Source organism: Chryseobacterium lineare, from assembly GCF_977014045.1.
In genome coordinates this window covers 1,823,550-1,847,841 of the sequence record NZ_CDRNIQ010000001.1, presented here as the reverse complement: position 1 = coordinate 1,847,841, position 24,292 = coordinate 1,823,550, and the positions used below count along the sequence as shown (strand labels likewise).

At 37.8% G+C, this 24,292-nt stretch carries 18 protein-coding genes; 11 read left to right on the top strand and 7 right to left on the bottom strand.

Annotated elements, in window-relative coordinates:
- The first annotated feature begins 92 nt into the window (after positions 1–92).
- The 5 genes from rpsA (at position 93) to ACWNCI_RS08055 (ending at position 8,548) form a co-directional block, all read left to right on the top strand.
- The gene (rpsA, locus tag ACWNCI_RS08075) at positions 93–1,892 is read left to right on the top strand and encodes a 30S ribosomal protein S1 (protein WP_346984719.1); all 1,800 of its coding nucleotides are present in this window, start codon (positions 93–95) and stop codon (positions 1,890–1,892) included.
- A gap of 127 nt (positions 1,893–2,019) precedes the next feature.
- Positions 2,020–3,519 (top strand): T9SS type A sorting domain-containing protein, encoded by a 1,500-nt coding sequence (locus ACWNCI_RS08070; RefSeq protein ID WP_449387914.1) that lies wholly within the window; start codon positions 2,020–2,022, stop codon positions 3,517–3,519.
- Between the two features lie 244 nt (positions 3,520–3,763).
- Positions 3,764–6,361 carry a T9SS-dependent M36 family metallopeptidase gene (locus tag ACWNCI_RS08065; protein ID WP_449387913.1) on the top strand — a complete coding sequence of 866 codons (2,598 nt, stop codon included), beginning with the start codon at positions 3,764–3,766 and terminating at the stop codon, positions 6,359–6,361.
- 131 nt (positions 6,362–6,492) lie between these two features.
- Positions 6,493–7,464 (top strand): EamA family transporter, encoded by a 972-nt coding sequence (locus ACWNCI_RS08060; RefSeq protein WP_449387912.1) that lies wholly within the window; start codon positions 6,493–6,495, stop codon positions 7,462–7,464.
- 91 nt (positions 7,465–7,555) lie between these two features.
- The gene (locus tag ACWNCI_RS08055) at positions 7,556–8,548 is read left to right on the top strand and encodes an alpha/beta fold hydrolase (RefSeq protein ID WP_449387911.1); all 993 of its coding nucleotides are present in this window, start codon (positions 7,556–7,558) and stop codon (positions 8,546–8,548) included.
- Between the two features lie 60 nt (positions 8,549–8,608).
- On the opposite strand, the gene ACWNCI_RS08050 is transcribed toward ACWNCI_RS08055, so the two are convergent.
- Positions 8,609–9,571: a Gfo/Idh/MocA family protein gene (locus ACWNCI_RS08050; protein ID WP_346984724.1), complete on the bottom strand. Its 963-nt coding sequence runs from the start codon at positions 9,569–9,571 to the stop codon at positions 8,609–8,611.
- A gap of 131 nt (positions 9,572–9,702) precedes the next feature.
- On the opposite strand from ACWNCI_RS08050, the gene ACWNCI_RS08045 reads away from it, so the two are divergent.
- From ACWNCI_RS08045 to ACWNCI_RS08030, 4 genes are all read left to right on the top strand, one after another.
- Complete coding sequence (locus tag ACWNCI_RS08045) at positions 9,703–10,356, top strand: protein-L-isoaspartate(D-aspartate) O-methyltransferase (RefSeq protein WP_449387910.1); 654 nt, start codon at positions 9,703–9,705, stop codon at positions 10,354–10,356.
- Between the two features lie 126 nt (positions 10,357–10,482).
- Positions 10,483–11,466 (top strand): 2-hydroxyacid dehydrogenase, encoded by a 984-nt coding sequence (locus ACWNCI_RS08040; RefSeq protein ID WP_449387909.1) that lies wholly within the window; start codon positions 10,483–10,485, stop codon positions 11,464–11,466.
- Between the two features lie 52 nt (positions 11,467–11,518).
- Positions 11,519–11,809 carry a hypothetical protein gene (locus ACWNCI_RS08035; RefSeq protein WP_346984727.1) on the top strand — a complete coding sequence of 97 codons (291 nt, stop codon included), beginning with the start codon at positions 11,519–11,521 and terminating at the stop codon, positions 11,807–11,809.
- 280 nt (positions 11,810–12,089) lie between these two features.
- Complete coding sequence (locus ACWNCI_RS08030; RefSeq protein ID WP_449387908.1) at positions 12,090–14,075, top strand: urocanate hydratase; 1,986 nt, start codon at positions 12,090–12,092, stop codon at positions 14,073–14,075.
- Positions 14,076–14,277: 202 nt separating this feature from the next.
- Here the strand turns inward: ACWNCI_RS08030 and ACWNCI_RS08025 are convergent, their stop codons facing one another.
- The 3 genes from ACWNCI_RS08025 to ACWNCI_RS08015 form a co-directional block, all read right to left on the bottom strand.
- The gene (locus tag ACWNCI_RS08025) at positions 14,278–14,913 is read right to left on the bottom strand and encodes a hypothetical protein (protein WP_449387907.1); all 636 of its coding nucleotides are present in this window, start codon (positions 14,911–14,913) and stop codon (positions 14,278–14,280) included.
- A 246-nt stretch (positions 14,914–15,159) separates the two neighbouring features.
- On the bottom strand, positions 15,160–15,582 hold the full coding sequence (locus tag ACWNCI_RS08020; protein ID WP_449387906.1) for an endonuclease domain-containing protein: 423 nt from the start codon (positions 15,580–15,582) through the stop codon (positions 15,160–15,162).
- 501 nt (positions 15,583–16,083) lie between these two features.
- Positions 16,084–16,851, bottom strand: coding sequence for a hypothetical protein (locus ACWNCI_RS08015; protein WP_449387905.1), 768 nt, complete (start codon positions 16,849–16,851; stop codon positions 16,084–16,086).
- A gap of 329 nt (positions 16,852–17,180) precedes the next feature.
- On the opposite strand from ACWNCI_RS08015, the gene ACWNCI_RS08010 reads away from it, so the two are divergent.
- Positions 17,181–17,912 carry a TonB-dependent receptor plug domain-containing protein gene (locus tag ACWNCI_RS08010; protein ID WP_449387904.1) on the top strand — a complete coding sequence of 244 codons (732 nt, stop codon included), beginning with the start codon at positions 17,181–17,183 and terminating at the stop codon, positions 17,910–17,912.
- Positions 17,913–18,255: 343 nt separating this feature from the next.
- Here ACWNCI_RS08010 and ACWNCI_RS08005 read toward each other — a convergent pair whose 3' ends face one another.
- The 3 genes from ACWNCI_RS08005 to ACWNCI_RS07995 form a co-directional block, all read right to left on the bottom strand.
- Positions 18,256–18,990: a DNA-binding domain-containing protein gene (locus ACWNCI_RS08005; protein WP_449387903.1), complete on the bottom strand. Its 735-nt coding sequence runs from the start codon at positions 18,988–18,990 to the stop codon at positions 18,256–18,258.
- Between the two features lie 133 nt (positions 18,991–19,123).
- Positions 19,124–20,716 carry a fibrinogen-like YCDxxxxGGGW domain-containing protein gene (locus tag ACWNCI_RS08000; RefSeq protein WP_449387902.1) on the bottom strand — a complete coding sequence of 531 codons (1,593 nt, stop codon included), beginning with the start codon at positions 20,714–20,716 and terminating at the stop codon, positions 19,124–19,126.
- Between the two features lie 326 nt (positions 20,717–21,042).
- A complete protein-coding gene (locus tag ACWNCI_RS07995) occupies positions 21,043–21,666 on the bottom strand; it encodes a hypothetical protein (RefSeq protein WP_449387901.1) in 624 nt (207 codons plus the stop codon).
- A 570-nt stretch (positions 21,667–22,236) separates the two neighbouring features.
- Between ACWNCI_RS07995 and ACWNCI_RS07990 the strand changes: the two genes are divergently transcribed.
- Positions 22,237–23,865, top strand: a complete 1,629-nt coding sequence (locus ACWNCI_RS07990) for an NADP-dependent glyceraldehyde-3-phosphate dehydrogenase (protein WP_449387900.1) — start codon at positions 22,237–22,239, stop codon at positions 23,863–23,865.
- The last annotated feature ends 427 nt before the right edge of the window (positions 23,866–24,292 follow it).

Sequence of the window (24,292 nt, the reverse complement as noted above, 5' to 3'; positions counted from 1 at the left end):
AGTAAATAACTAAAAATTAATTACTTCCGTATTTTTCAATTCACATTTATTCAAACCGTTGAAAGAGAAGGAATACAAATTTTATTAGAATTATGTCAAAAGAGACAAATTCAGCAGAATTATTATTAAATCAAAACGTAGCACCTGAACAATTTGACTGGGATTCTTTCGAATCTGGTCTTGATGCTGATGCTAGAAAAGAGAAAAGCGATCTTGAGGAAATCTACAACGGATCTCTTAACAACCTAAGCGATAACGACGTTTTAGTTGGGAAAGTTGTAAGATTAACTGACAAGGAAGCTATCGTAGACATCAACTTCAAATCTGAAGGTGTTATTTCTCTTAACGAATTCCGTTACAACCAAGGCCTTAAAGTAGGTGACGAGGTAGAAGTAATGGTTGACAGAAGAGAAGACAAAACTGGTCAGTTACAGTTATCTCACAGAAAAGCAAGAACGCTTAAAGCTTGGGATAAAGTAAACGAACTTCACGAAACAGGTGAAATCGTAAACGGTTTTGTTAAGTCTAGAACTAAAGGAGGTATGATCGTTGACGTACACGGAATCGAAGCATTCTTACCTGGTTCTCAGATCGACGTTAAGCCAATCAAAGATTACGATCAGTTCGTAGGTAAAACTATGGAGTTCAAAGTTGTGAAAATCAACCCTGAGTTCAAAAACGTAGTTGTATCTCACAAAGCATTGATCGAAGCAGATATCGAAGGTCAGAAAAAAGAAATCATCGCTCAGCTTGAAAAAGGACAAGTTCTTGAAGGTACTGTTAAGAATATTACTTCTTACGGTGTATTCATCGACCTTGGAGGTGTTGATGGATTGATCCACATCACAGATCTTTCTTGGTCTAGAGTGAACCATCCATCTGAAATTCTTGAGGACGGACAGACTGTAAAAGTGGTTATCCTTGACTTTGATGATGAGAAAACAAGAATCCAATTGGGTATGAAGCAATTAGAAGCTCACCCTTGGGATGCTCTTTCTGCTGACTTAAAAGTTGGAGATAAAGTAAAAGGAAAAGTAGTTGTTCTTGCTGACTATGGTGCATTTGTAGAAATCGCTCCTGGTGTTGAAGGATTAATCCACGTTTCTGAAATGTCTTGGTCTACTCACTTGAGATCTGCCGGTGACTTCGTGAAAGTAGGTGATGAAGTAGAAGCTGAAGTATTAACTTTAGACAGAGAAGACAGAAAAATTTCTTTGGGTATCAAGCAATTAAGCAAAGATCCATGGGAAAATATCGAAGCTAAATATCCTGTAGGATCTAAGCATGTAGGAACTGTAAGAAACTTCACTAACTTCGGAGTATTCGTAGAATTAGAAGAAGGTATCGACGGTTTAATCTACATCTCTGATCTTTCTTGGACTAAGAAAATCAAGCACCCATCTGAATTCTGTGCAGTTGGTGATAAGCTAGATGTTGTAGTTCTTGAACTTGACATCCAGGCTAGAAGATTATCTCTAGGTCACAAGCAATTGACTGAAAACCCTTGGGATGCATTCGAAACTAAATATGCTGAAGGAACGATCCACGCTGGTAAAGCGGTAGAAGTACACGATAAAGGTGCTTCTGTACAGTTTGAAGATGCTGAGGTTGAAGCTTTCTGCCCATCAAGATTATTAGAGAAGGAAGACGGATCTAAAATCAAAAAAGGTGAAGAAGCTGATTTCAAAGTGATTGAATTCAACAAGGAATTCAAGAGAGTAGTAGTTTCTCACACAGGAATCTTCAGAGATGAAGAGAAGAAAAATGTAAGAGATAACTCTAACAACAGATCTAATAATACATCGTCTTCTTCAAACAACGAAGAAAGATCAACTTTAGGTGATATCGATGCATTAGCAGAATTAAAAAGAAAAATGGAAGAAGGTAAATAATCTTTAAACCCATTTTAAAATATGAGCCACTCAATTGAGTGGCTTTTTTATTTTTTAATTTAAATATGTCACCGATGTAAGAAAATTTATTATCTTTAGCTTAACCAAATAACAAAACTTTTTAACTATGAAAAAACTTTTTCTACTCATGCTCATGGCATTTTTAACATCCATGAATTTTCTTAATGCTCAAACCAGTACTGACTTTATTATTTGTATCGATAATAGTGGCTCTATAAGCAGCCAACGGTATAACGAAATAAGCGTAAGTGCTAAGAAACTAATAGAGAATATTCTTGCATGTCACCCTAAAAATAGAGTCGCTGTCACCCATTATGGTACTGGGCTGTATGGTCAGTCCAATTCAAGTTACAATCCAAGAATTTATATAGAATCTGATTTTACCAATAATATTGTGACGGCACAGAGCTTCATCAGAAGATTAGATGTGGGTGACCATTTTCATGAAGCTTTAGGACTTATCGGAATGGCTTTGGATAATAACTTCAGCCCGGATATTGTAAGCCCGCAGACCACATTGAACAAAAATCCTGATTCTAATTTAGTAATTATTCTTTTTACAGATGCACAACGATCAGCAGGAGATCTGGTAAGCGGGTCTTATTTGGTAAATTATTACAATTCTACTTTGGCAGATCCCGGAGCATTTAAAAATGTATCGATCTTTAAAAAAGAAAGAAAAGCAAGATTTGCGGTTGTGCATATGAGTCCGGATAGCTATTCTACGCAAGCAGGAGCTTCTATTGCGAGTGCAGGAGGCTCTTATACCGGACCTGTAGAAAGCAATACGGATGATATTGATTTTGGTATTTTGCCAAGGCTTTATTTCGGAAAATCAGATTTCATATTAGATGCCAATGAAATTCTTGAAATTACTCAAAATGTTTGTGATAATTCAGGAGGCGGATCTCTGGAAATGTTTTACGAGCCTAATAATTGTGGTGGCCTGAATTCGGTGCAATCTGTCTTCGGAAGCTATAACTTACCTCCGGGAGCGAATTTTGTAAGCTTGGATCTGTCTATAGTAAGCCTTACGACGGGAGATCAATATCCAGTCTCATATAATCCAACCTACACATCACCTACGGAATTCTGGCAATGGATGGTTCCTGCTGATTTCAGCAGCGTTCCGGGAAGTGCTATGGTCGGACAGTTTAAGTTTCTTCTTATGTTGACCTATGAAGTCGGAGGAACGATTTACCATACATCCAGTTGGAACAACTATCCGTTCTTTAGTTATGATATCGATTTTATAAGCTGTAATAAGTCTGCTCCTCAAAAAGCACCACAGGAGAAAAAAGAATATAAGGTTGACAGAAATGCAGACCCGAACCACTTTAAGAAAAATATTGTCGCTGAATCTGCTCAACAATTTCAGATTACTCCAAATCCTACAAATGGTATTTTTAAGGTTATTCTGAATAAAGAGCCTGAAAACGGTTCAATGCAGATTGTTGATCTGACTGGAAATGTGGTTTATAATAAAGTATTCAGAAATTCGAAAGAATTAAATATTGATATAAGCTCTCAAAAACAAGGGGTGTATTTAATAAAGATAATTTCTGATAATAATAAAATAATGACTGAAAAGATTATTAAGAAATAATTAATTAACAGTCTTTCATTACACTGCCCCGGAAAGTTTTAACTTTTTGGGGCAGTTTATGTAAGAGGATTTTGTATTAATTTACAACCGATTAAATTATAACTCGGATTTTTAAGTTTTATTTATTTGTTAATTCTGAATTTTAAAATAAGAGAAGTTTTGTATATCGATAGGATTAAATAATTTCAAATATATCATTGTTTTAATAGTAATTATTTGTAGATTAGCGGCTTTATTTGTAAATATGAAAAAAGTAGCTTTACCCCTTTTATTTGTAGTCTCTACAATCTTTCCTTCCGTGTTATTCGCACAAGACAATGAAAGATTAATAAAAGATTATATTTCTCAAAATAAACTACGTGACTATAAAAAGTCTGATCTTAACAGCTTTGTCATTGATAATGTCGACACTTCAAAGTCGATGAATGGAAATATTGTCAAGTTTCAGCAAACTTATAATGGTCTTCCTGTTTATAATTCTGTTGGAACAGTCTTAATTAAAGACAATAAAATTGTTTATTATAAAGATAATTTCATTAAAGATTATAAAAGCTCAGAACCTAAAGCTGCAGGCATTACTAAAGACGCAGCATTACATAAAATTGCTGAAGACCTTGGTAAACCTGAAATTTCAGATTTACCTATTATGGCTTTTTTTGAAAAAGGAGCTAATAAAATGACGGCTGCAAAACAGCGTCTTGTATATACTAATGATAAGGCCGGAAGTTTAAAACTAGCCTATGAATACTTATTACATGAGCCTAAAACAAATAATCATTGGAGTTATCTGATTGATGCGAATACAGGCAGTATTCTGAATAAATTTAATATTAATGTATCATGTAATTTTGCAGATGATTCTTATTCTCATGATGAAAGCCATATGGTTTCATTGCCTGAAAATAATTCTCTTCAAACGAGCCAAAATAATTTGGTAATGCTGTCTCCGGATAATGCCACCTACAATGTTTTTCCACTCCCTATCGAAGCTCCTACATTCGGATCAAGATCTATAGTAAGCAATCCTTGGATTTTGGCTTCGTCACCTGAAGGATGGCATTCAAACGGATCCACTCATTATACAATCACCAGAGGCAATAATGTTTATGCTTATGATGATAAAGATGATAATGAAAATACTTTTGGAGCTTCACCAAATGGAGGGAGTACAAGAAATTTTGATTTTCCGTATAATCCGGCAGCGTTGACTTATACAAATCTGTCAGCTGCGACCACAAACCTTTTTTATGTAAGTAACATGGTTCATGATATCTTTTATAAATTAGGATTTACCGAATCTGCAAAAAACTTTCAAAACAATAATTTCGGAAATGGAGGTTTGGATGATGATGAAGTATTTGCTCAATCACAAGATGGAGGAGGCTTCAATAATGCTAATTTTGCACCTTATCCCGACAGCTACAATCCAATCATGCAGATGTATCTGTGGTTGGGATCAAACCGTAAAGTATTCTATAATGCACCATCGGATGCAGTGGGAAGAATAGTAAATGCCGGAGCCGCAGAGTTTGGTCCTACACTAAATGATGTAGGAGTAAGCGGAAACATTAAATTGGCAAGTGTTATTAATGCTTGTACTGCATTACCTGCGGGAGAGATGAGTGGAAAGATTGGTTTAGTGGAAAGAGGAGGTCCGTCAACATGTACCTTTGCCGTTAAAGTAAAAAATGCACAAAATGCCGGCGCAATTGGCGTGATTATTTATAATAATACAGCGAATGGCTCTACCTTAATTAATATGGGAGGAACAAACTCAACTATTACGATCCCTTCCGTACTTATTACTAATGCTGAAGGAGAGTATATGAAAACCAAGCTTGCTGCCAATACAGTAGTAAATGTAGATCTGAGGGCAGATACAAAATATGACGGAAGTTTTGATAACGGTATTGTAACTCATGAATACGGACACGGTATTTCAAATAGATTAACGGGTAGTGGTTCAGGTTGTCTCAACTCAAATGATGATAATGAACAGATGGGTGAAGGATGGTCAGACTTTTTTGCTTTAATGCTTACCAATAAAGCTGGAGATAATGCATCTGTGCCAAGAGGAATAGGAACATATCCTACCGGACAAACAATATCAGGGACAGGAATAAGACCTGCTAAATATTCACCCAATTTTACAATTAATGATTTCACATACGATGATACAAATGGTATGGAATACAATAACGGAAGTGCAATAGTTCCGGACGTGCATTCTATTGGTTTTGTATGGGCAACAATGCTGTGGGATCTTCATTGGCAATACGTAGCAAAGTATGGTTATTCTTCAGATGTAACAGCGAACACAACCAATGGTAGTACAAGAGTATTACAGCTGGTAACAGATGCTTTGAAACTTCAGACTTGTTATCCTACTTTTATTGATGGCAGAGATGCTATTTTGGCTGCTGATCAAGCGACTACACAGGGATCAGATCGTTGTATGATATGGAGAACTTTTGCAAAAAGAGGTTTGGGGGTTAATGCATCAGCAGGATTTTTAGATGATATTAATGATCAGATAGCAGATTTTACAGTACCTGCAGATTGTGTATTGGCTACTGATGAAGTACAGGCCGTAAAAAATACAATTTCTATTTATCCAAATCCTGCTAAAAATGAATTCTTTATCAATTTCCCAAACAAAACTTTAGGGAAGGTAAGTGTTGAAATTTATGATATGTCCGGTAAATTAGTATCATCTGAGGACAAAATTTCTCCGGATGCTAAGAAATCAATTTCTACTGACAGATTGATTAATGGTACTTATGTAGTAAAAGTAAAAGGTATCGGTATTGATGCGTCATCAAAATTGATAGTTAAAAAATAATACTTAAAATATTCAATTAGATTTAGATTCGGCGCGAGCTTTGCTCGCGCCGAATATTTTTACCTATAATCATCATATAAGATATTTAATTTAATAACCGTAACTTTGCAGGCTTTTAAAAAAAATGAATCATGCAGAAGAAAAATGTACTAAAAGGAGTACTGTTTGTAGGGGTCGGTGCAAGTATATACGGAATGCTGGCAACCTTTGTAAAACTAGCTTATGAGGACGGTTACACCACTTCAGAAGTTACTACCTCTCAGTTTGTATTAGGATTGGTCGGGCTTTTACTATTGAATTTTCTCCAGACCATTACTTCAAAAAAAACACTGCCGTCACCAAGTCAGGGAGAAATAAGAAATCTGCTTTTGGCAGGAACATCTTTAGGCTGTACAAGTTTGTTTTATTATATTGCAGTTCAGTATATTAATGTGTCTATTGCTATTGTTTTGCTGATGCAATCCGTTTGGTTCAGTGTAGTTGTAGAAAGTTTTGTTACTAAAAAGTTACCAAATGCAAGAAAAATTATCTCAGTTATGATAGTTTTATTGGGAACAGTCTTGGCGACAAATCTGATCAATGCAGAAATTAAACTTGATATAAAGGGAATTTTTTGGGGACTGATGGCGGCCGCTTCATATACGCTGACAATGTTCTCATCAAATAAACTCGCTACACACCTTCCGGTGTTCAGAAAAAGTATTATTATGCTTACCGGCGGTTCGGTTGTGGTATTTTTATTCCTGTTTTTTGCGCAGATAGGACCGCTTCAAAGTGATAGTTTAAGAAGTTTTTATCTGCATTTTACAGATAATACAACCCATATTCATGCTTTCAGATATTCAATTCTATGGAAGTACGGTTTTGTGTTGGCTTTGTTCGGAACAATTATTCCGCCGATCTTATTTAATATAGGTTTTCCCAATGCGGGATTGGGTTTGGGAAGCATTGTTTCATCATTAGAACTGCCCGTTTCCGTGACGATGGCTTTCGTAATGTTGGGAGAAAAAGTGGTTTTGATACAATGGATTGGAATTGTATTAATTCTCTTCGCTATCGTTTTAATGAATCTTCCTTCTAAAAAAGAACTTGCTGTGGTGTAATATTTGAAATAACATTAGCTCCGAAATAAAACAATGAAAACTGTTTCTTTTGAGACAGTTTTTTTTAATTTTAATATCAAAATAAATCTTTATGAAATATTTTAAAAGTATTGTAAATGTAATAGTATTGACAATTTCCGGTATGCTTTTTTCTCAGGTTAAACCTCTTGACGCCGAGCTAACCAATTATCAATATCCATTTGAAGTATATTTTCTGGATTTTAAATCTCAGAATAATGACCTGAAAATGGCTTATATGGATGTACAGCCGAAGCAACCAAACGGAAAAACCATTATGCTGCTTCATGGGAAAAATTTTAACGGAGCATATTGGGGAAAAACGGCAAAAGATCTTTCAGATAAAGGTTTCAGAGTAATTATTCCCGACCAGATCGGATTTGGAAAATCATCAAAACCACAATATTACCAGTTCTCCTTTTCGCAGTTGGCGGAAAATACAAAAGCAATTCTCGATAAATTGAATATTGACAAAACAATAGTTTTAGGACATTCAATGGGCGGAATGGTAGCGACTAGATTCACACTTTTATACCCTGAAAAAGTAGAGAAACTAATTCTGGAAAACCCGATCGGATTGGAAGATTATAAAACATTTGCATCCTATCAGACCATTGATCAGGCCTACCAATCGGAATTAAAAAACACGGCAGAATCGTATAAAAACTACCAGTTAAAATTCTATTACGACAATAAATGGAAACCTGAATATCAGCCATGGCTGGATTTGATAGCCGGTTGGACACTTCACCCGGATTATCCTAAAGTGGCTTGGGATGCGGCCCTGACATCGGATATGATTTACAATCAGCCGGTTTGCTACGAATTTAAGAATATCAGAGTTCCTACACTTTTAATCATCGGAACAAGAGACAGAACGGCCATTGGAAAAGACAGAGCTCCGAAAGAACTTCAACCGAAAATGGGGCAATATCAGCTGTTGGGTAAAAAAACGCAAAACGAGATTAAAGGTTCACAACTGGTGGAACTCGAAAATGTAGGACATCTTCCGCATATTGAAGTCTATGATAAATTCTGGAATGCTTTATACGGTTTTATTAAATGAATCATTAAAAACTACGGCTGCCAATCTTTGGCAGCCGTAGTTTTTTTATTTTAACGAAGATCAGGAAATAAGTTCCATAATCTGTAAAGCAATCTTTAGTGCCTCTGTTCCATCAGCTATAGAAACTTCAACATTTTTGTTTTCTTTAATAGAAGCCGCGAAAGAATTCAATTCGTCAAGAATTGCATTATTAGGTTGGATATCAGGATATTCAAATAAGATCTGGTTTTTCTCACCATCAGCATTTTCAATAATCATATCAAACGGAGTCGGCGTTTCCGGGGCATCTTTCATTCGGATAACTTCAGCTTTTTTCTCAAGGAAATCAACGGAAATGTACGCATCTTTCTGGAAAAAACGACTCTTTCTCATTGCTTTCATAGAAATTCTCGAAGTGGTAAGATTAGCCACGCATCCGTTTTCAAATTCAATTCTTGCATTGGCAATATCCGGCGTTTTACTCACCACGCAGACACCGCTGGCATGTATGTTTTTAACCTTAGATTTCACAATGCTTAACAGAATATCAAGATCATGGATCATTAAATCCAGCACAACAGAAACATCCGTTCCACGCGGATTAAATTCTGCCAGCCTGTGGATCTCAATGAACATCGGATTTTTAATATATTCTTTCGTCGCGATAAAAGCAGGATTATACCTTTCCACATGTCCTACCTGCGCTTTAATTCCTTTTTCCAGACACTGCTTCAGAATTTCTTCAGCTTGCTCAAGCGTTTGTGTTACAGGTTTTTCTATGAAAAAATGAAGTCCTTTATCTATTGCTTTCAAGGCATAATCGTAATGATAAACTGTCGGTGTTACGATATCGAGCATATCAATCTGCTCAAGCAATTCATCAAAGTTTTTAAAATATTTGTACCCGAATTCTGCTTCTAATTTTTTACCATTTTCAGCATCTTTATCGTGAAAACCTATAAATTCATATTGATCCGACTGATTCAGAAGTCGTAAATGTATTTTACCTAAATGTCCGGCACCTACCAAACCTGCTTTTAACATAGCTGTATTAAATTTCCGTAAAGATAAGAATTTTAAAGAATGGTAGACAGATGATAGGTTTTAGGTTGATAATTACTGAATGTTTTTTTACTTTTGTAAAAATTACTACCTGAAATTTAAACTGAATTTAGATGGCGCAAGACTCATTTGTACACAAAGGGAAAAGAAAGATTTTGGTTGATTATCTCAGGAACAGAATCGGAATATCGGATGAAAATGTACTTTCGGCAATGAATGAAGTTCCGAGACATCTTTTTATAGAAAGTATTTTTGAAGATTTCGCTTATGAGGACAGAGCTTTTCCTATTCTCGCTCATCAGACGATTTCTCATCCTTCAACAGTGGCAGAACAGTCCGAACTTTTACAGGTGAAAGAAGGGGAGAAAATACTGGAAATCGGTACAGGTTGCGGTTATCAGACTGCTGTCTTACTCGCGATGAAAGCTTTAGTTTACACAGTAGAGAGGCAGAAAGATCTTTTTGATTTTTCTAAAAAAAAGTTTCGTGAAATGGGTCTTTATCCGAAATTTCAGAGCTTTGGTGACGGCTTTGCAGGACTTCCTACTTTTGCTCCGTTTGATAAGATTATCGTAACGTGCGGAGCTTCGGTTTTGCCGACAGAATTGCTTAAACAACTTAAAGTAGGTGGTAAAATGGTGATTCCTTTGGGGCCTATGGATGAGCAGGTTTTATTTAGGTTCACTAAAGTTTCTCCGACCGAATTTGAAAAAGAAGAATTCGGGGCTTACAAATTCGTTCCGATGCTTGGAAAAACGAACTTATAAATCATTGTAATTTTTAAAATTTAATGTTAAAAATATCAGGTCTCATTATAAACTAATGAGACTTTTTCTTTGGTGGTTTGTTTTTTGATGAATTATCAACATCCGAAAATTTCAAATAATTAAACAATGAAAGTATTTATCAACAAAAGAATTCCTGAAATAGGAATCAATATGCTGCAGGAAGCAGGGATGGAAGTTTTTATTCCGGATCATGATAATTTGTCGAGTGAAGAATGGTTAAGCTACTGCAAAAGTCACGACATGATTTTAAGCGTAGGAACCGAATTTAAATATAATAAGGACTTTTTTAATGACTGTCCGAATGTTAAAGCAATTGCTCTCTATTCTGTAGGTTTTGATCATGTGGATATCCAGGAGGCCAGCAGCAGGAAAATTCCTGTAGGAAATACGCCTGATGTTCTAAGCAAAGCCACTTCAGATGTTGCTTTTCTTTTAATGCAGTCGGTTTCGAGAAGAGCCAGCTACAATTTTGAAAAGGTAAAATCAGGAAACTGGGGCGATTTTGATCCGCTTCATGCTTTGGGACAGGAACTTTACGGGAAAACGCTGGGAATTTTCGGACTTGGAAGAATAGGTTTTGAGATGGCGAAGAAATCAAAAGCCGCTTTTGATATGGAGATCATTTACCACAATCGTCACCAAAACGAAGAAGCAGAAAATAAGCTGGGAGCAAAATATGTTTCTTTTGAAGAATTAATTTCAACATCTGATGTCCTGAGTATTCATGCGAATTTCAAGCCTGAGCAGAAAGAGCTTTTTAATGCCTCTGTTTTTGAAAAGATGAAAAAAAACGCAATATTCATAAACACAGCAAGAGGAGGTTTTCATAACCAAAAAGACTTATATGACGCGCTTGCTGAACATAAAATCTGGGGCGCCGGACTGGATGTTACCAATCCTGAACCGATCTATAAAGATGATCCTATTTTAGAACTTTCAAATGTTTGTGTTCTTCCGCACATTGGTTCAGCAACGGTAGAAGCCAGAAACGGAATGGCTAAAATTGCTGCGGAAAATCTTATCGCTTTCTCAAAAGGGCAGAAAATGCCGGCCTGCGCCAATCCTGAAATATATTCTGACAATTCGTAAAAACTTGGAATTATTTTTGTTTACATCAAATCAACATTAAAAAATCAACATTATGATACCCGAAAACAGCGAGCAAGAACAGGAAAGAAGACTGGAACAGAGAGACTATAAACCCAGTGAAGATATATTCAGCCAGGAAGAACATATTTCATTAGACGGAGACGGAAAACCTGTCTATGATGAAAATACCGATGATGATACTTTAGATAAAGGACTCGATATTCCCGGGGTTGATGAGGAAGCCGGAACCGATGACATCGGAGAAGATGAAGAAAACAGCTATTGGGGACTGAGTGACAATGAAGACGATCACGAAGAACAAAATGACGACTTGATACGATAACCTTACCTTAACCGGTAAGGTTTTTTATTTTAATGTACCCATAAATAAAACTATAGAAAAAATTCTAAAGCTTAACAGCATAATAAATTTTATTAAATTTTATCTCCATGCTTTATGATAAGCGTACGGTATCTGTGGAAAAAGTTCTCGCTATCTTCAAAAAAGGAAAATTCTACCGTATCGCGAATTTTCAAACATTAGTTGCAGGAATTTTTGAATTTGAATATCTTTAAAACCACAAAAAATCCATCAATCATCAATTAATAACGATCAACACTATATGACTTTCCAGGAACAGATACAGCAGGGCATTCCGAGTCGTTTGCCACAGCCGAAACCATACGAAACCAATATCAACCACGCTCCGAAACGAAAAGAGATTTTAGGGGAAGAAGAAAAAAAACTAGCACTGAAGAATGCTTTACGTTATTTCGAGCCTCAGTTTCATGCAGAATTATTGCCTGAATTTAGAGAAGAGCTTGATAAGTATGGAAGAATCTATATGTATCGATTCCGTCCGGATTATGAGATGAAGGCAAGACCGATCTCAGAATATCCCGGAAAATCCGAGCAGGCGAAAGCCATCATGCTGATGATTCAGAATAACCTGGATTATGCCGTGGCGCAGCACCCTCATGAACTGATTACTTATGGAGGAAACGGAGCCGTGTTTTCCAACTGGGCGCAATACCTGCTGACAATGAAATATCTTTCAGAAATGACCGATGAGCAGACGTTGGTGATGTATTCGGGACACCCGATGGGATTATTCCCCTCTCATAAAGATGCGCCGAGAGTAGTGGTAACCAATGGAATTATGATCCCTAACTATTCCAAACCGGATGACTGGGAGAAATTCAATGCCCTAGGCGTAACGCAGTACGGACAGATGACGGCGGGAAGCTATATGTATATCGGGCCGCAGGGAATCGTTCACGGGACAACCATCACCGTGCTGAATGCTTTCAGAAAGATCAATAAAGAACCAAAAGGCGGATTGTTCGTGACTTCAGGTTTAGGCGGAATGAGCGGTGCTCAGCCAAAAGCAGGAAATATCGCAGGCTGTGTGACGGTCTGCGCAGAAGTCAATCCGAAGATCACCAAAATTCGTCACGACCAGAAATGGGTGAATGAAATTCATGAAGATCTTGATGAACTGGTAGAAAGAGTAAGAAAAGCTCAGGATAATAAGGAAAGTGTTTCACTGGCTTACCTGGGAAATATCGTTGAGGTTTGGGAAAAGTTTGACCAGGAAAATGTACGAATTGATATCGGTTCAGATCAGACTTCGCTTCACAATCCTTGGGCAGGAGGCTATTATCCGGTCGGACAAAGCTTTGAAGAATCCAACAGAATGATGGCGGAAGATCCTGAATTGTTTAAAGATAAAGTTCAGGAAAGCTTAAGAAGACATGCGGAAGCAATCAACAAGCATACAGCTAAAGGAACGTATTTTTTCGATTATGGAAATGCCTTTCTGCTGGAAGCTTCCAGAGCCGGAGCTGATGTCATGGCGGAAAATCCTACGTTGGGAAGAGAGTTCAAATTCCCTTCTTATGTTCAGGATATCATGGGGCCGATGTGTTTCGATTACGGTTTTGGTCCATTCCGTTGGGTGTGTACCAGCGGAAAGCCAGAAGATCTTCAGAAAACCGATGAAATTGCCTGCCAGATCCTGGAAGAAATCCAGCAGAATTCTCCTGAGGAGATCCAGCAGCAAATGAAGGACAATATCCAGTGGATTAAGGGAGCGCAGGAAAATAAGCTGGTGGTTGGCTCACAGGCCAGAATCCTTTATGCTGATGCTGAAGGAAGAATGAAAATCGCCGAAGCGTTCAATAAAGCCATTAAGAATGGAGAGATCGGACCTGTCGTGCTGGGACGTGATCACCACGATGTATCAGGAACCGATTCGCCGTATCGGGAGACTTCTAATATCTATGACGGTTCCAGATTTACGGCGGACATGGCGATCCATAATGTGATTGGCGACAGCTTCCGTGGGGCAACCTGGGTGAGTATTCATAACGGTGGCGGAGTAGGTTGGGGAGAAGTGATCAACGGCGGTTTCGGAATGTTGCTGGATGGCAGCGATGATGCCGACCGAAGATTAAAATCCATGCTCTTCTGGGATGTCAACAACGGAATTTCCCGACGCAGCTGGGCCAGAAATGAAGGCGCTGTATTCGCCATCAAAAGAGCCATGGAAGCAGAACCGAAACTGAAAGTAACATTACCGAATTTTGTGGATGAAAGTTTGTTTTAGAGCATCCCGTCACTTCGAGTAGCTTTTAAAAAAAGCGTATCGAGAAGCTGAGTCGACAGCATTCACCGGTTCTCGATACATTTTTCTCCGCTGCGCTGCAAAAAACACTCGAATTGACGGAGGAACATTTAAAAAGAATAGCAAAACCTGCCATCAGGCAGGTTATTTTGTTTAAGATCTCACAAATCCGTAAGCATGGTTTTTATTTAGGTCCATTGAAAGTGATGCCCAGGGATACAACAGGTTTGGTCAGTTGCGTTCCATTGGTAATATCCCCATTTCCCAGCACAAACTGATAGCCGATCCGTGAAGTAAGATAGATTCCTACTTTTTCTTTGGTGATCGTTCCCAGCTTATAAGAGAGGTCTAAACCCGGTTGTATATTGTAAAACAGGTCACGGCTTAATCTTCTCGGCACTTCATGTTGACTAACAAACCATACTCCCTCAATTTGATTATAAGTCATTTCGGTATATGTCTCATCGGGATTCACAAGGCTTAAAAAATACATTCCTGTAGAAATATAAACACCTAAAGAAAAGTTTTCCTTTTGTATAAGATCATTTTGGGCAAGTACGTTGAATGTGGTATGGTAAGATCTTGTTCGGTCAGCCAGATACCCGAAATTATCCGAATGATTCTGCTGGGTATAGGCCAATGCGCCACCCAATGAAATCCGGTCATTGACATACAGCCTGCCATTCATTTGAAGTGCCGGTGCATATCCCTTTAACGCCGGCTGTAATTCTAATCCTGCAAAAAATGCGATATGATCTTTTTGTGCAAAAAACAGATTGCAACTCATGAAGAACCCTAAAATATAGATTGCTTTTTTCATACTAAATATTTACTGTTAAATAGATAATGACTCTCTCTATATCATAGACACGGAAAATAGAAGATGGTTGCCTGCGGGGTTTATAAATATGAGCTTTGAAACCAGTATCAGTTTGGAAAATTCGCACCCAATAAAAATTCCCCTCCCGTGCAGGGGTGGCAAAATTTGAAAAATTTTGACGGGTGGTTTATATGAAATCTGCATAAATATTCATACAAACCACTTTCTATTTTCTAAAAACTACGATTAAGAACTGTAATGTTCAATAATAAAGTTCTCAAGACCATTCATTGCTACTGAAAGATTTTGTTTCACATCAAAATCGGTAATTCTAAAAATTTTCAGCCCCAGACTCTCCAGAAACTTTGCCCTTTCCAAATCATAGTCCTGCTTAAAATCGTGACTAATACCATCAATTTCAACAACCAGACCTAATGGTTTTACATAAAAATCAACAATATAATTACCAATTATTCTTTGTCTATCAAAATCAATATTATGAAAGTTTTTATTCTTAACCTGTTTCCAAAATAAGACTTCTGACAAAATACCTAATTTTCTTTTTTCCTTTATTAAAGGTTTGAGATGAGGGTTGTAAGGTAAGTTTTCGACAAAATTGCGGTAAATAATGATGCCCTGTATATGGGTGAGTATTTGTTTTTCTTGCATTTGTGTTAAGTTTGGACTAATTTAAGTTTTTTTGGGGAAGTGGAAAAAGTATAACGCCTGAATTTCATGGATGAAAAATTCACGCTAATAAAAATTCCCCTCCCTTGGAGGGGTGGATTAATTTTCAGGGAAAATTAAGACGGGGTGGTTTATAAACAATGCGCAGACTTCTTTCAGATCAGCTTCTAAAAAGGAACTACAGAAACTTTATCTTTCGCAATAAAACCACCCCGTCATAAATTCTCTGAATTTCTGCCACCCCTCCATGGGAGGGGAATTCCCGTACTTACTGTACTCATGAAATACCTACACTTTGTCAAAGTTGCAATCTTTGACAAGTTTCCAGATAACAAAACCTGACCTATAGCATTTCATTATAAGGAGTTGAAAATGTTTTCAAGTAGTAATTTGTTGGTCGATTTCCTGAGATTGCTTCGCTTTGCTCGCAATGACAGATGATAAAAACATGCTGTGAGGCAGTTTTTTTATCAACAGAATAATTTATTTCATTTTTTGTTCTTTAAAGTTTTTACCACCATATTCCTTATATTTTGAGTCTTGGAATGGATAGAAGCTAACTAATTTCGGGGCATCAAATGTAGACCAAGCCACAAAATGATCCGCAAATTTTAGATATTCAGTTTTACTTAAAGGGTAAATATCTATCAGCTCTTTTATTGATTTAGTGTCAAAAATACTTATACTACAAGTTGTGCAATTTTTTTCTCTGAATTGTTTTATAAAGCTTATTATTTCATCTTTTGATAAATTCTTTATATTAATATAGATATTATAATTCTTGCTTACATTATTTTCAGTTGTAGAAATTATATCATATTGTAATTTTGATACATCTACAATGGGATTTTGATCTCTGCTTTTTACAATATTCTTTACCGGAATCCAGCCATAATGTGTTTCTGATAAATAAGAGGGATCTACAACTCTTACTTTAGCCCAATCATTTTTTTCTTCCTCCACAGAAACAGTACAAGTATAATCTATTTGAATATATTGGGTTTCTCCGATTATATCAGTGGCCTTTTGATTTACTATTTTTTTGTAGTTTTTTCCTGGTCCATCTCTAAGAAAAATATTTTCGCCTTTTATATCATAAACTGTATTTCTAGAATCAGAATCATTATTTTCTAATGAATTACTTTTTGAATTTAAATGGAAAGCATCTAATTTATTATTGATATCTTTCTTAGTTTTTTGACAACTTATAAATAAAGAAAAGCTTAAAATTAATAATAAGGTTTTTTGCATGGTTTAGTATTTAGAATTTTCAAATGTAAAAACCAATTTCGTTAATAATTACGGTTATCCATAATTATCCGTTCTATTGCAAGAGCTTTTTGCTTATATTCATAGTTTTTAGATCAATTCATAATTATTATTCAGATTAATAAGTAAATATAAAACCTATTACTAAAATATTTATTGAGAAGCATGAGCTTGGAAGCTCACGTTCACTGAGAAAAATAAGTTTCAAAAATAAAAACCCATACCACATTTCATTCTGTTTTCTATTGCGGAAATCAATGCCTTTCCAACCCTTATCGCCAAAACTGCATCTTTACTGTAAAAGATATTCTATGAAACTTACCATACCGGCACCATGCCATGAAAACTGGGATACTATGACCCCTGATGAAAAAGGAAGATTCTGTTCCGTATGTTCAAAAACCGTGAGGAATTTTACGGACTCTTCAGATCAGGAAGTGATGAAAGCCTTTTCCCGTCCGGAAGATCATATCTGCGGCCGTTTCAATGCGTCTCAGCTCAACAGGAATCTTCAGTATTCTGAGATCAATTCCGTTTTTGTGAAGTTTGCGGTGGGATTTATGCTTACGGCGGGAGGCTTGATCTCTGTTCATGGACAACAAACTACCGCTCAAGATTCCACGAGGGTAGAAGGCCTGCAGGAAGTGGTGGTAACCGGTTACAAATCAGTTAAAAAATCCATGGTCACCGGATTGGGGACAATTGTTTCGGAAGATATTATTAATGGAAAGCAAGAAGATAAAAGCAGTACGCTAGCTGAAAAAACGAGGGGCGTTACGGTGAATCCACCTTCAACAAATTCATCAAATGCGATCAGAATTGGTGGCGCTCACCGGGTTACCGATGATTCTCAGAAACCCCTTGTGGTCGTCGACCAGAAGATCGTCCCTTTAAAGGTACTCGAAGAAATAGATCCCCAATCCATCGCAACAGTAAGTATTCTAAAAGGAAATGATGCAACTGCTTTATATGGTGCACAGGCAAAAAACGGTGTCATCATCGTAACCACCAAAAATCACAGGAAACTGCGTAAAAGGTTGTAATAGCTGAAAAAAAATCAGTAATAGCACTCGTTCCAAACATAACGAAGTAGCATGAAGAATCTCTAATTAAATGAGATTCTTCCTTCATCAGAATGACAGTGGGCGTAAATGGTGGCTGAGCTGAGCCGAAGCCACCTCTCCCACAAAAAACTCCGGCCGGGAGATCTTTCCCAAACCGGAGTAACACATTGATGAAAATACCCATCTTTATGATGGAATGTATGTTTGTTTTTAGAACAAGGTGATTGCTTGCTCCCTGACAAGCGTCTTGTTAGCCTCGTAGCAAGACCCTTGCTTGCTACCTAACAATCACCTTGCTTGCACCGAAGCAATCCTCTTGTTCTTACGCTACCGTCAGTTGCTTATCCAGGGTAGCAGTACGTGGCTCTTTTAAAGATTGGCTGCCCGAATACTGCGTCAGCACTTCAATAGTATAAGTTCCTGCTGCTAGGTCAGGAATCACCACCATAACCTCCGAAGGATTATTCGTGACAATATCACTTTGCTCTACTTTGGTTTTTTCCTGTGTTGTAGCGTCTACAAAATAGACTCCTACCGAAGCATCATCACCGGTGACTTTAATCTTGCTGCCCACAATTTTCAGGTTTCTGCCCGGAGTAAGAAGGTCATTCACTGAACCGCTCTTCACATCCGTTACCTGTAAGATCACCGCAGAAGCTTCTGCTATACCCAGAATATTGACTTCAATATTCGGGATTTCAGCCCTTAGTTTTTCTCCCTGGTTGAACTGGAAAATAATGCTGTGCTTGTCTTTGTTAAAAGTCTCCGACGGACTGTCGAATACCCCTCTGATGGTGGTATTGGCCGTAAAGTAACCGGTATTGATGGAATATCCATCACACAACTGATACGCCATTTCTTTCAGGAAAAGCTCTGTGGCATGCTCCATTGCCGAAGCAGAAATATCTGCCCCACCACGACCTACGGCTGACTGGCAGATCTGCTGTACATTGAGACTACGTTCACTTGCCGTGCGAGCCGTGAAATCATTAGGATTGTCTTTCGTTAAAACGTTATCGTAGAGATACGCTTTGATTCTGTGAAGAATTGTTGCCATTGTTTTGCTTTTAAATGGTTTTTAAATATTGTTATTTAAAACCTCACAGGCTTTGAAACCTGTGAGGATTAGGATTAATAATGTAGTTATTGTCGGATTGCTGGCGAGACGCTCGCGCCAACGGAGGAGCTAGCTATCTAACCCAAGTTCTTTTTAATAAAGTTAATCCTGCTCCTCCACAATTAGCATTTCCATTACCGCAGGTTTTTCCTACTAAATCGTTCCACTGTGTATAACCTACAAAATTGTTATTCTCACTATGTAAATAGTCTATATTGGAAATATTAAATGTCTGACAAAATCCTGTAGGGCAAGATAAGATTGTTCTTACAGATCCTGGAAGTGTAGACCATGTACCAGATCCCCAATTTGCAGTACTATTTCCATTGAATAAAGATGCCTTTTGTGCGGAAGTAAGTATGACTTTGTCATGAAAAATGACAGTTGGTTCAACATTAGAAACTCCATAAAATCTAACCTGATCAGGATTTAACCAAGTAATTATATTTAGAGAAGCGGTTCCATAAGTAAGAGTATTACTACTTTCATTATTTCCTAAAGTAGAAGAAGCAATTAATGGTAATGTAGTACGGTTCACAGCAACGGCCCCAATAGTAGATACATAATTACCGACCAAAGTCCATCCACCGCCATCAGTGGTCATATCACATTGCGCTTTCATAGGAACATATGTAGTTCCTGCCTGATCAATATCTACATAATAAACACCGTCAGCGGTTGTCAGTCCTTTATTCAGAATTTCCTTACAGCTTGCACAAGGTCCAAGGTAGATGGTACATCCTCCCGCTGTTGTAAAGCTTATTGAACCATTATTACTTCCTGTATATGTTCCGGATAAAGTATAAGTTAAATTTCCGCTGGTACTGTAGTTTCCCGCTGTGAGAGTAAGAGTGAGTCCGCTTTGGGTAAGCGTTTCACCAGCATATGCACATCCACTTCCTCCAGCAGTATATGGTAATGTGTAAGTACCGGAATATGCTGTTCCGTTCATGAGACCATTAAGTCTGTATTCCGGTAATACACTTGACCACGATCCTGCACTACAATTAAAGTTAGGAATAACGGTTGCTATTTTTGTAGAGATCAGCGTAAGTTTGCTCCACGTCGCCGTAAGTGTTCCGCAGGCAGCCGCAGTTCCTGATAAAGTATAAGTTACCGTCACACTCGCTCCTGCAATCAAAGTACTGGAAGCAGGACTTACCGAAGCTACCGAAAGACCAGTAACTCCGGAAAGTGCAAGGTCTGATGTGCTGAAAGCAATCGTAGCCGTACTGAAAGAATTATTGGTTATAGTAACGGTGAATGTATTGGAAGCCGTCATGGCAGTTCCTACCTTATATGTTCCGTTGAGAGCCGATGATGTCACGACCACTGCCGGAACAGAAGAGTTTGAAAGCTTCTGCCATACGCTTCCGTCAAAATAATAATATCCTTCTGCGGTAATATTCGCAGTCTTGGTACTTGGAGAAGCAACTGCTGAAAGAGCATAAATGATTGCTCCTTTGAGATCAGGAGTATATTTTGTGTCAGCTGTCTTGATCTTATCACCTTCTAATTGAGGAATAATTAATCCTTCTGCTTTACTACCGTCTGTCGTCTTTCCGGTAATATCGAGGGTTACTTTTGGGGATGTGTTATTAATCCCCACTTGAGCATTAAGAGCTAAACTTATAAATAGAATAGCCATTGTAATTAAATGTTTCATTGTTTTGTATTTATGTTTGTTTATGTTTTAATACTTTGTTTATTTGAACACTAAGTGCACAGAGTTTTTTTTTATATGATGTGCTTTTAGTTTCACAAAGGCGTTGCACTTATAAGAGCTTGCTGAGTTTTTAGAGTTGGAGGGTGGGAGTGTTTTAGGGTTTTAGAGTTTGAGCGTGGGAGAGTCCTGGTGGCTGAGGTGACTCGAAGCCACTATTTCCCCTCTCAAACCATCCCATATTTCACTCCGACTCTCAAACACTCCGACACAATGATGGCTTCGACAGGCTCAGCCTGACACTGTGAACACGAAGTACATTAAGATTCTTATTCGTGTGCATTTTGATTCCATTTCGTCACTTCGAGTAGATTTTGAAAAAATCGTATCGAGAAGTTTGTGAGTTTGAGGATAAATTCATTCTCGATACATTTTTTCTTCACCTTGTTACGAAAAAACACTCGAATTGACGAAAGCACAGGCGGAGGGCGGCCGAAATGATTGATGGTAATGCGTATCATTTGAAAAGAATGAGAAATAAAACGAATACGCTTTTCTTGATCCCTTCTTGCGCTTAGAAATAGAAAAAAAGAAGATGGTATTGTTTTATGCTGAAGCTTTGCCGGAGATGAGTTTCCGATAACAGCCATTGAAGATGAATTAGAAAACAGTCCAAGACTGTGCTTGCCTGTTGGACTGATTTTATAACACAAATTATCCGTTGGACTGCTTGTGGACTTCTGATCGTAACTTCTTGAAGAAGATCTCTTGATGTTAGTTTTAGGCCACTTCTTAAAAGAGCCTTTTCTCAGGTTCTGACCGGAAATATATACTGGCGATTCTGCATACAGATAAGAGCCTTCGGATACGAAGACTACAGAATCGGAGGGTACAAAGGTTCGAGCGCTCAACAATGATGATCCCAAGACCACCAAAAAGCACAGCAATACCACGCAAAAGCGTGTGAGGGAGAGGGCTTTAGAGGGAATCATTTTTAGTCTCATGTTGTGTGTAAAAAAGTAGTCTAACCTAGACTACTTTTTTACACACAAGCCTCTCCATTGCGAAGCTTCTTAAAAAACAGGTGAAAAACGGGGTGTAAGATTCCAACTGTTTTGCGCCAAATTTTTCTTTCAAGACTTAATGATGAACAAAACTAAGAAATTAGAAAACAATTTGTTGTGTTTGAAAGTAAAAAGAATTTGTTTACATTTGTAGCTGAAAAAAGTAGTCTAGGTTAGACTACTTTTTTTATGGGATTGACATACTCCCGGAAATGTCGATTAATAAAGGATTGTAGAGAAAAAGAAAAAATGTTTCTCGTTTATTGCTAAACAAAATGGGTTCAAATTCTCCTACAGAATTTCAGTGACGATCATAGATCAATCTCCTTCATAGCTTATGTTAATTTTTCTTCCAAATAGAACAAATCTATTACTCCGCTCTTTTTAAAATCAAATTTTAGGTCTACCTTTATTCTATTCAAATAAAAACGCTACAATATTAATACAATAAAAAGATCTATGGAATCAGTAAACAACCCGTTATTTTACGAAATATTTAAATCTGAAAATGAAATTCCTCAGGAATATAAAGTTCCCGAAATCCACCAGCGCGAATACCTGCTCAACGGAGAACTCGTCGTATGGGAAGGCGAAGTCCAGGAGATTTATTCACCGGTTTGCATTCGTACAGCAAACGGACTGGAGCGTAAACTGCTGGGCAGTGTCCCGAATATCGGACCGAAAGAAGCAATGGATGTTCTTGATGCCTGCGTAAAAGCCTACGACAACGGGCTGGGAGAGTGGCCTACCATGTCTGTGGAAGGGAGAATCAAGTGTATGCAGAAGTTTGTCTACCTGATGATTAAGGAGCGCGACGTTATTATCAGGCTGTTGATGTGGGAAATCGGAAAAACCTTGGCAGATTCTACCAAAGAATTCGACAGAACGGTAGATTATATCAACCAGACGATCGATGCGCTGAAGGATCTCGACCGTGAATCGTCCCGTTTCCAGCAGGCTGAAGGTACCATTGCACAGATCAGGAGAGCACCGTTGGGAGTGGTTCTCAGCATGGGACCGTTCAATTATCCGTTAAACGAAATATTCACGACGCTCATCCCTGCATTGATTATGGGAAATACGATTCTCTTCAAGCTTCCGAAGCATGGGGTGCTGGCACATTATCCATTATTGAAAGCATTTAAAGAAGCATTCCCGAAAGGAACAGTGAATACTTTATACGGTAAAGGAGCGGAGATTATCACCCCGATCATGGAGAGCGGGAAGGTGAATGTGCTGGCATTTATCGGTTCGAGTAAAGTGGCTAACGGCCTGAAAAAGCTTCATCCGAAGGTTAATCGTTTACGTGCGATTTTAAGCTTAGATGCTAAAAACGCAGCGATCGTTACTAAGAATGCCAATCTCGATGTAGCGGTGAGCGAATGTATTTTAGGATCGCTTTCATTCAATGGTCAGCGATGCACGGCATTGAAGTTGATCTTCGTTCAGAAAGAAGTGGTCGAGGAGTTTACCCAAAAACTGACGGCTGCCGTGGCCGCCATGAAGCCCGGACTTCCGTGGGAAAAAGATGTGAAGATTACGCCGCTTCCGGAAGTCAATAAACCTCCCTATTTAAAGGAATGTATCGAAGATGCTATGGGCAAAGGCGCAAAAGTCCTGAATGAAAATGGAGGATTTACCGAAGAATCATTCTTCTTTCCGGCCGTAGTATATCCCGTGAACGCTGATATGAAGCTGTATCATGAGGAGCAGTTTGGTCCGGTAATTCCGGTAGTTCCGTTTGATGATATCGAGGAACCGATCGAATACCAGGTGAATGCCGATCATGGAATGCAGGTAAGTATTTTCAGTGAAGATCCGCTGGAAGTTTCTAAGTTGATTGATCCGTTCGTGAATCTTGTGAGCCGTGTCAACATCAACTGTCAGGCACAGCGTGGTCCGGATGTTTTCCCTTTCACCGGAAGAAAAGACAGTGCGGAAGGGACTTTGTCTGTTTTTGATGCGCTTCGTTCGTTTTCAATACGCTCGCTTGTGGCGGCGAAGGTTACGGATTCTAATAAAAACCTTCTGAACACGATTGTAAGAGATCATGATTCTAATTTCCTGAGCACGGATTATATTTTTTAGATTATATTGGAATTCTGCTATTTAACCACAAAAGATTTAAAAGGTTAGTTCAACTTTTATTAAGTTTATGTCTACAAATGAAAAAGATAACACTAGCTTTAAAAAATCTCCGATTTTTATCTTTTGAGAACCATGATTATTTTAATCATTGCGTTAAGATTATCTTTTGTGGCTTTTGTGGTTTAATTTTGAATTTATTTTAAACAGGTTTAAATTCAATAGTTTAAATAATATAATAAGAGGCTGTCCTAAAAGTTTGGGTGGCCTCTTTTTTCGTCCTAAAATGAACAAGTAATTTTTTATGCTCCGGAGGAGCAATATCTGTGTAGTAGTATAAAAAAACAATAGAATATCGCAGGCACGCCGTAGGTGTGCTATGATAAGATAGAACTCCGAAGGAGTTCTGGTACAAGCTGCTGATATTGAT

What these genes read in the sequence shown, in the direction of transcription:
- ACWNCI_RS08070 (WP_449387914.1), top strand. Translation starts at nt 2,020, where the DNA reads ATGAAAAAACTTTTTCTACTCATGCTCATGGCATTTTTAACATCCATG.
- ACWNCI_RS08015 (WP_449387905.1), bottom strand. Translation starts at nt 16,851, where the DNA reads ATGCAAAAAACCTTATTATTAATTTTAAGCTTTTCTTTATTTATAAGT.
- ACWNCI_RS08025 (WP_449387907.1), bottom strand. Translation starts at nt 14,913, where the DNA reads ATGAAAAAAGCAATCTATATTTTAGGGTTCTTCATGAGTTGCAATCTG.
- ACWNCI_RS07990 (WP_449387900.1), top strand. Translation starts at nt 22,237, where the DNA reads ATGGAATCAGTAAACAACCCGTTATTTTACGAAATATTTAAATCTGAA.
- ACWNCI_RS08055 (WP_449387911.1), top strand. Translation starts at nt 7,556, where the DNA reads ATGAAATATTTTAAAAGTATTGTAAATGTAATAGTATTGACAATTTCC.
- ACWNCI_RS08065 (WP_449387913.1), top strand. Translation starts at nt 3,764, where the DNA reads ATGAAAAAAGTAGCTTTACCCCTTTTATTTGTAGTCTCTACAATCTTT.
- rpsA (WP_346984719.1), top strand. Translation starts at nt 93, where the DNA reads ATGTCAAAAGAGACAAATTCAGCAGAATTATTATTAAATCAAAACGTA.
- ACWNCI_RS08040 (WP_449387909.1), top strand. Translation starts at nt 10,483, where the DNA reads ATGAAAGTATTTATCAACAAAAGAATTCCTGAAATAGGAATCAATATG.
- ACWNCI_RS08000 (WP_449387902.1), bottom strand. Translation starts at nt 20,716, where the DNA reads ATGAAACATTTAATTACAATGGCTATTCTATTTATAAGTTTAGCTCTT.
- ACWNCI_RS08045 (WP_449387910.1), top strand. Translation starts at nt 9,703, where the DNA reads ATGGCGCAAGACTCATTTGTACACAAAGGGAAAAGAAAGATTTTGGTT.
- ACWNCI_RS08050 (WP_346984724.1), bottom strand. Translation starts at nt 9,571, where the DNA reads ATGTTAAAAGCAGGTTTGGTAGGTGCCGGACATTTAGGTAAAATACAT.
- ACWNCI_RS08005 (WP_449387903.1), bottom strand. Translation starts at nt 18,990, where the DNA reads ATGGCAACAATTCTTCACAGAATCAAAGCGTATCTCTACGATAACGTT.
- ACWNCI_RS08010 (WP_449387904.1), top strand. Translation starts at nt 17,181, where the DNA reads ATGAAACTTACCATACCGGCACCATGCCATGAAAACTGGGATACTATG.
- ACWNCI_RS08060 (WP_449387912.1), top strand. Translation starts at nt 6,493, where the DNA reads ATGCAGAAGAAAAATGTACTAAAAGGAGTACTGTTTGTAGGGGTCGGT.
- ACWNCI_RS08035 (WP_346984727.1), top strand. Translation starts at nt 11,519, where the DNA reads ATGATACCCGAAAACAGCGAGCAAGAACAGGAAAGAAGACTGGAACAG.
- ACWNCI_RS08030 (WP_449387908.1), top strand. Translation starts at nt 12,090, where the DNA reads ATGACTTTCCAGGAACAGATACAGCAGGGCATTCCGAGTCGTTTGCCA.
- ACWNCI_RS08020 (WP_449387906.1), bottom strand. Translation starts at nt 15,582, where the DNA reads ATGCAAGAAAAACAAATACTCACCCATATACAGGGCATCATTATTTAC.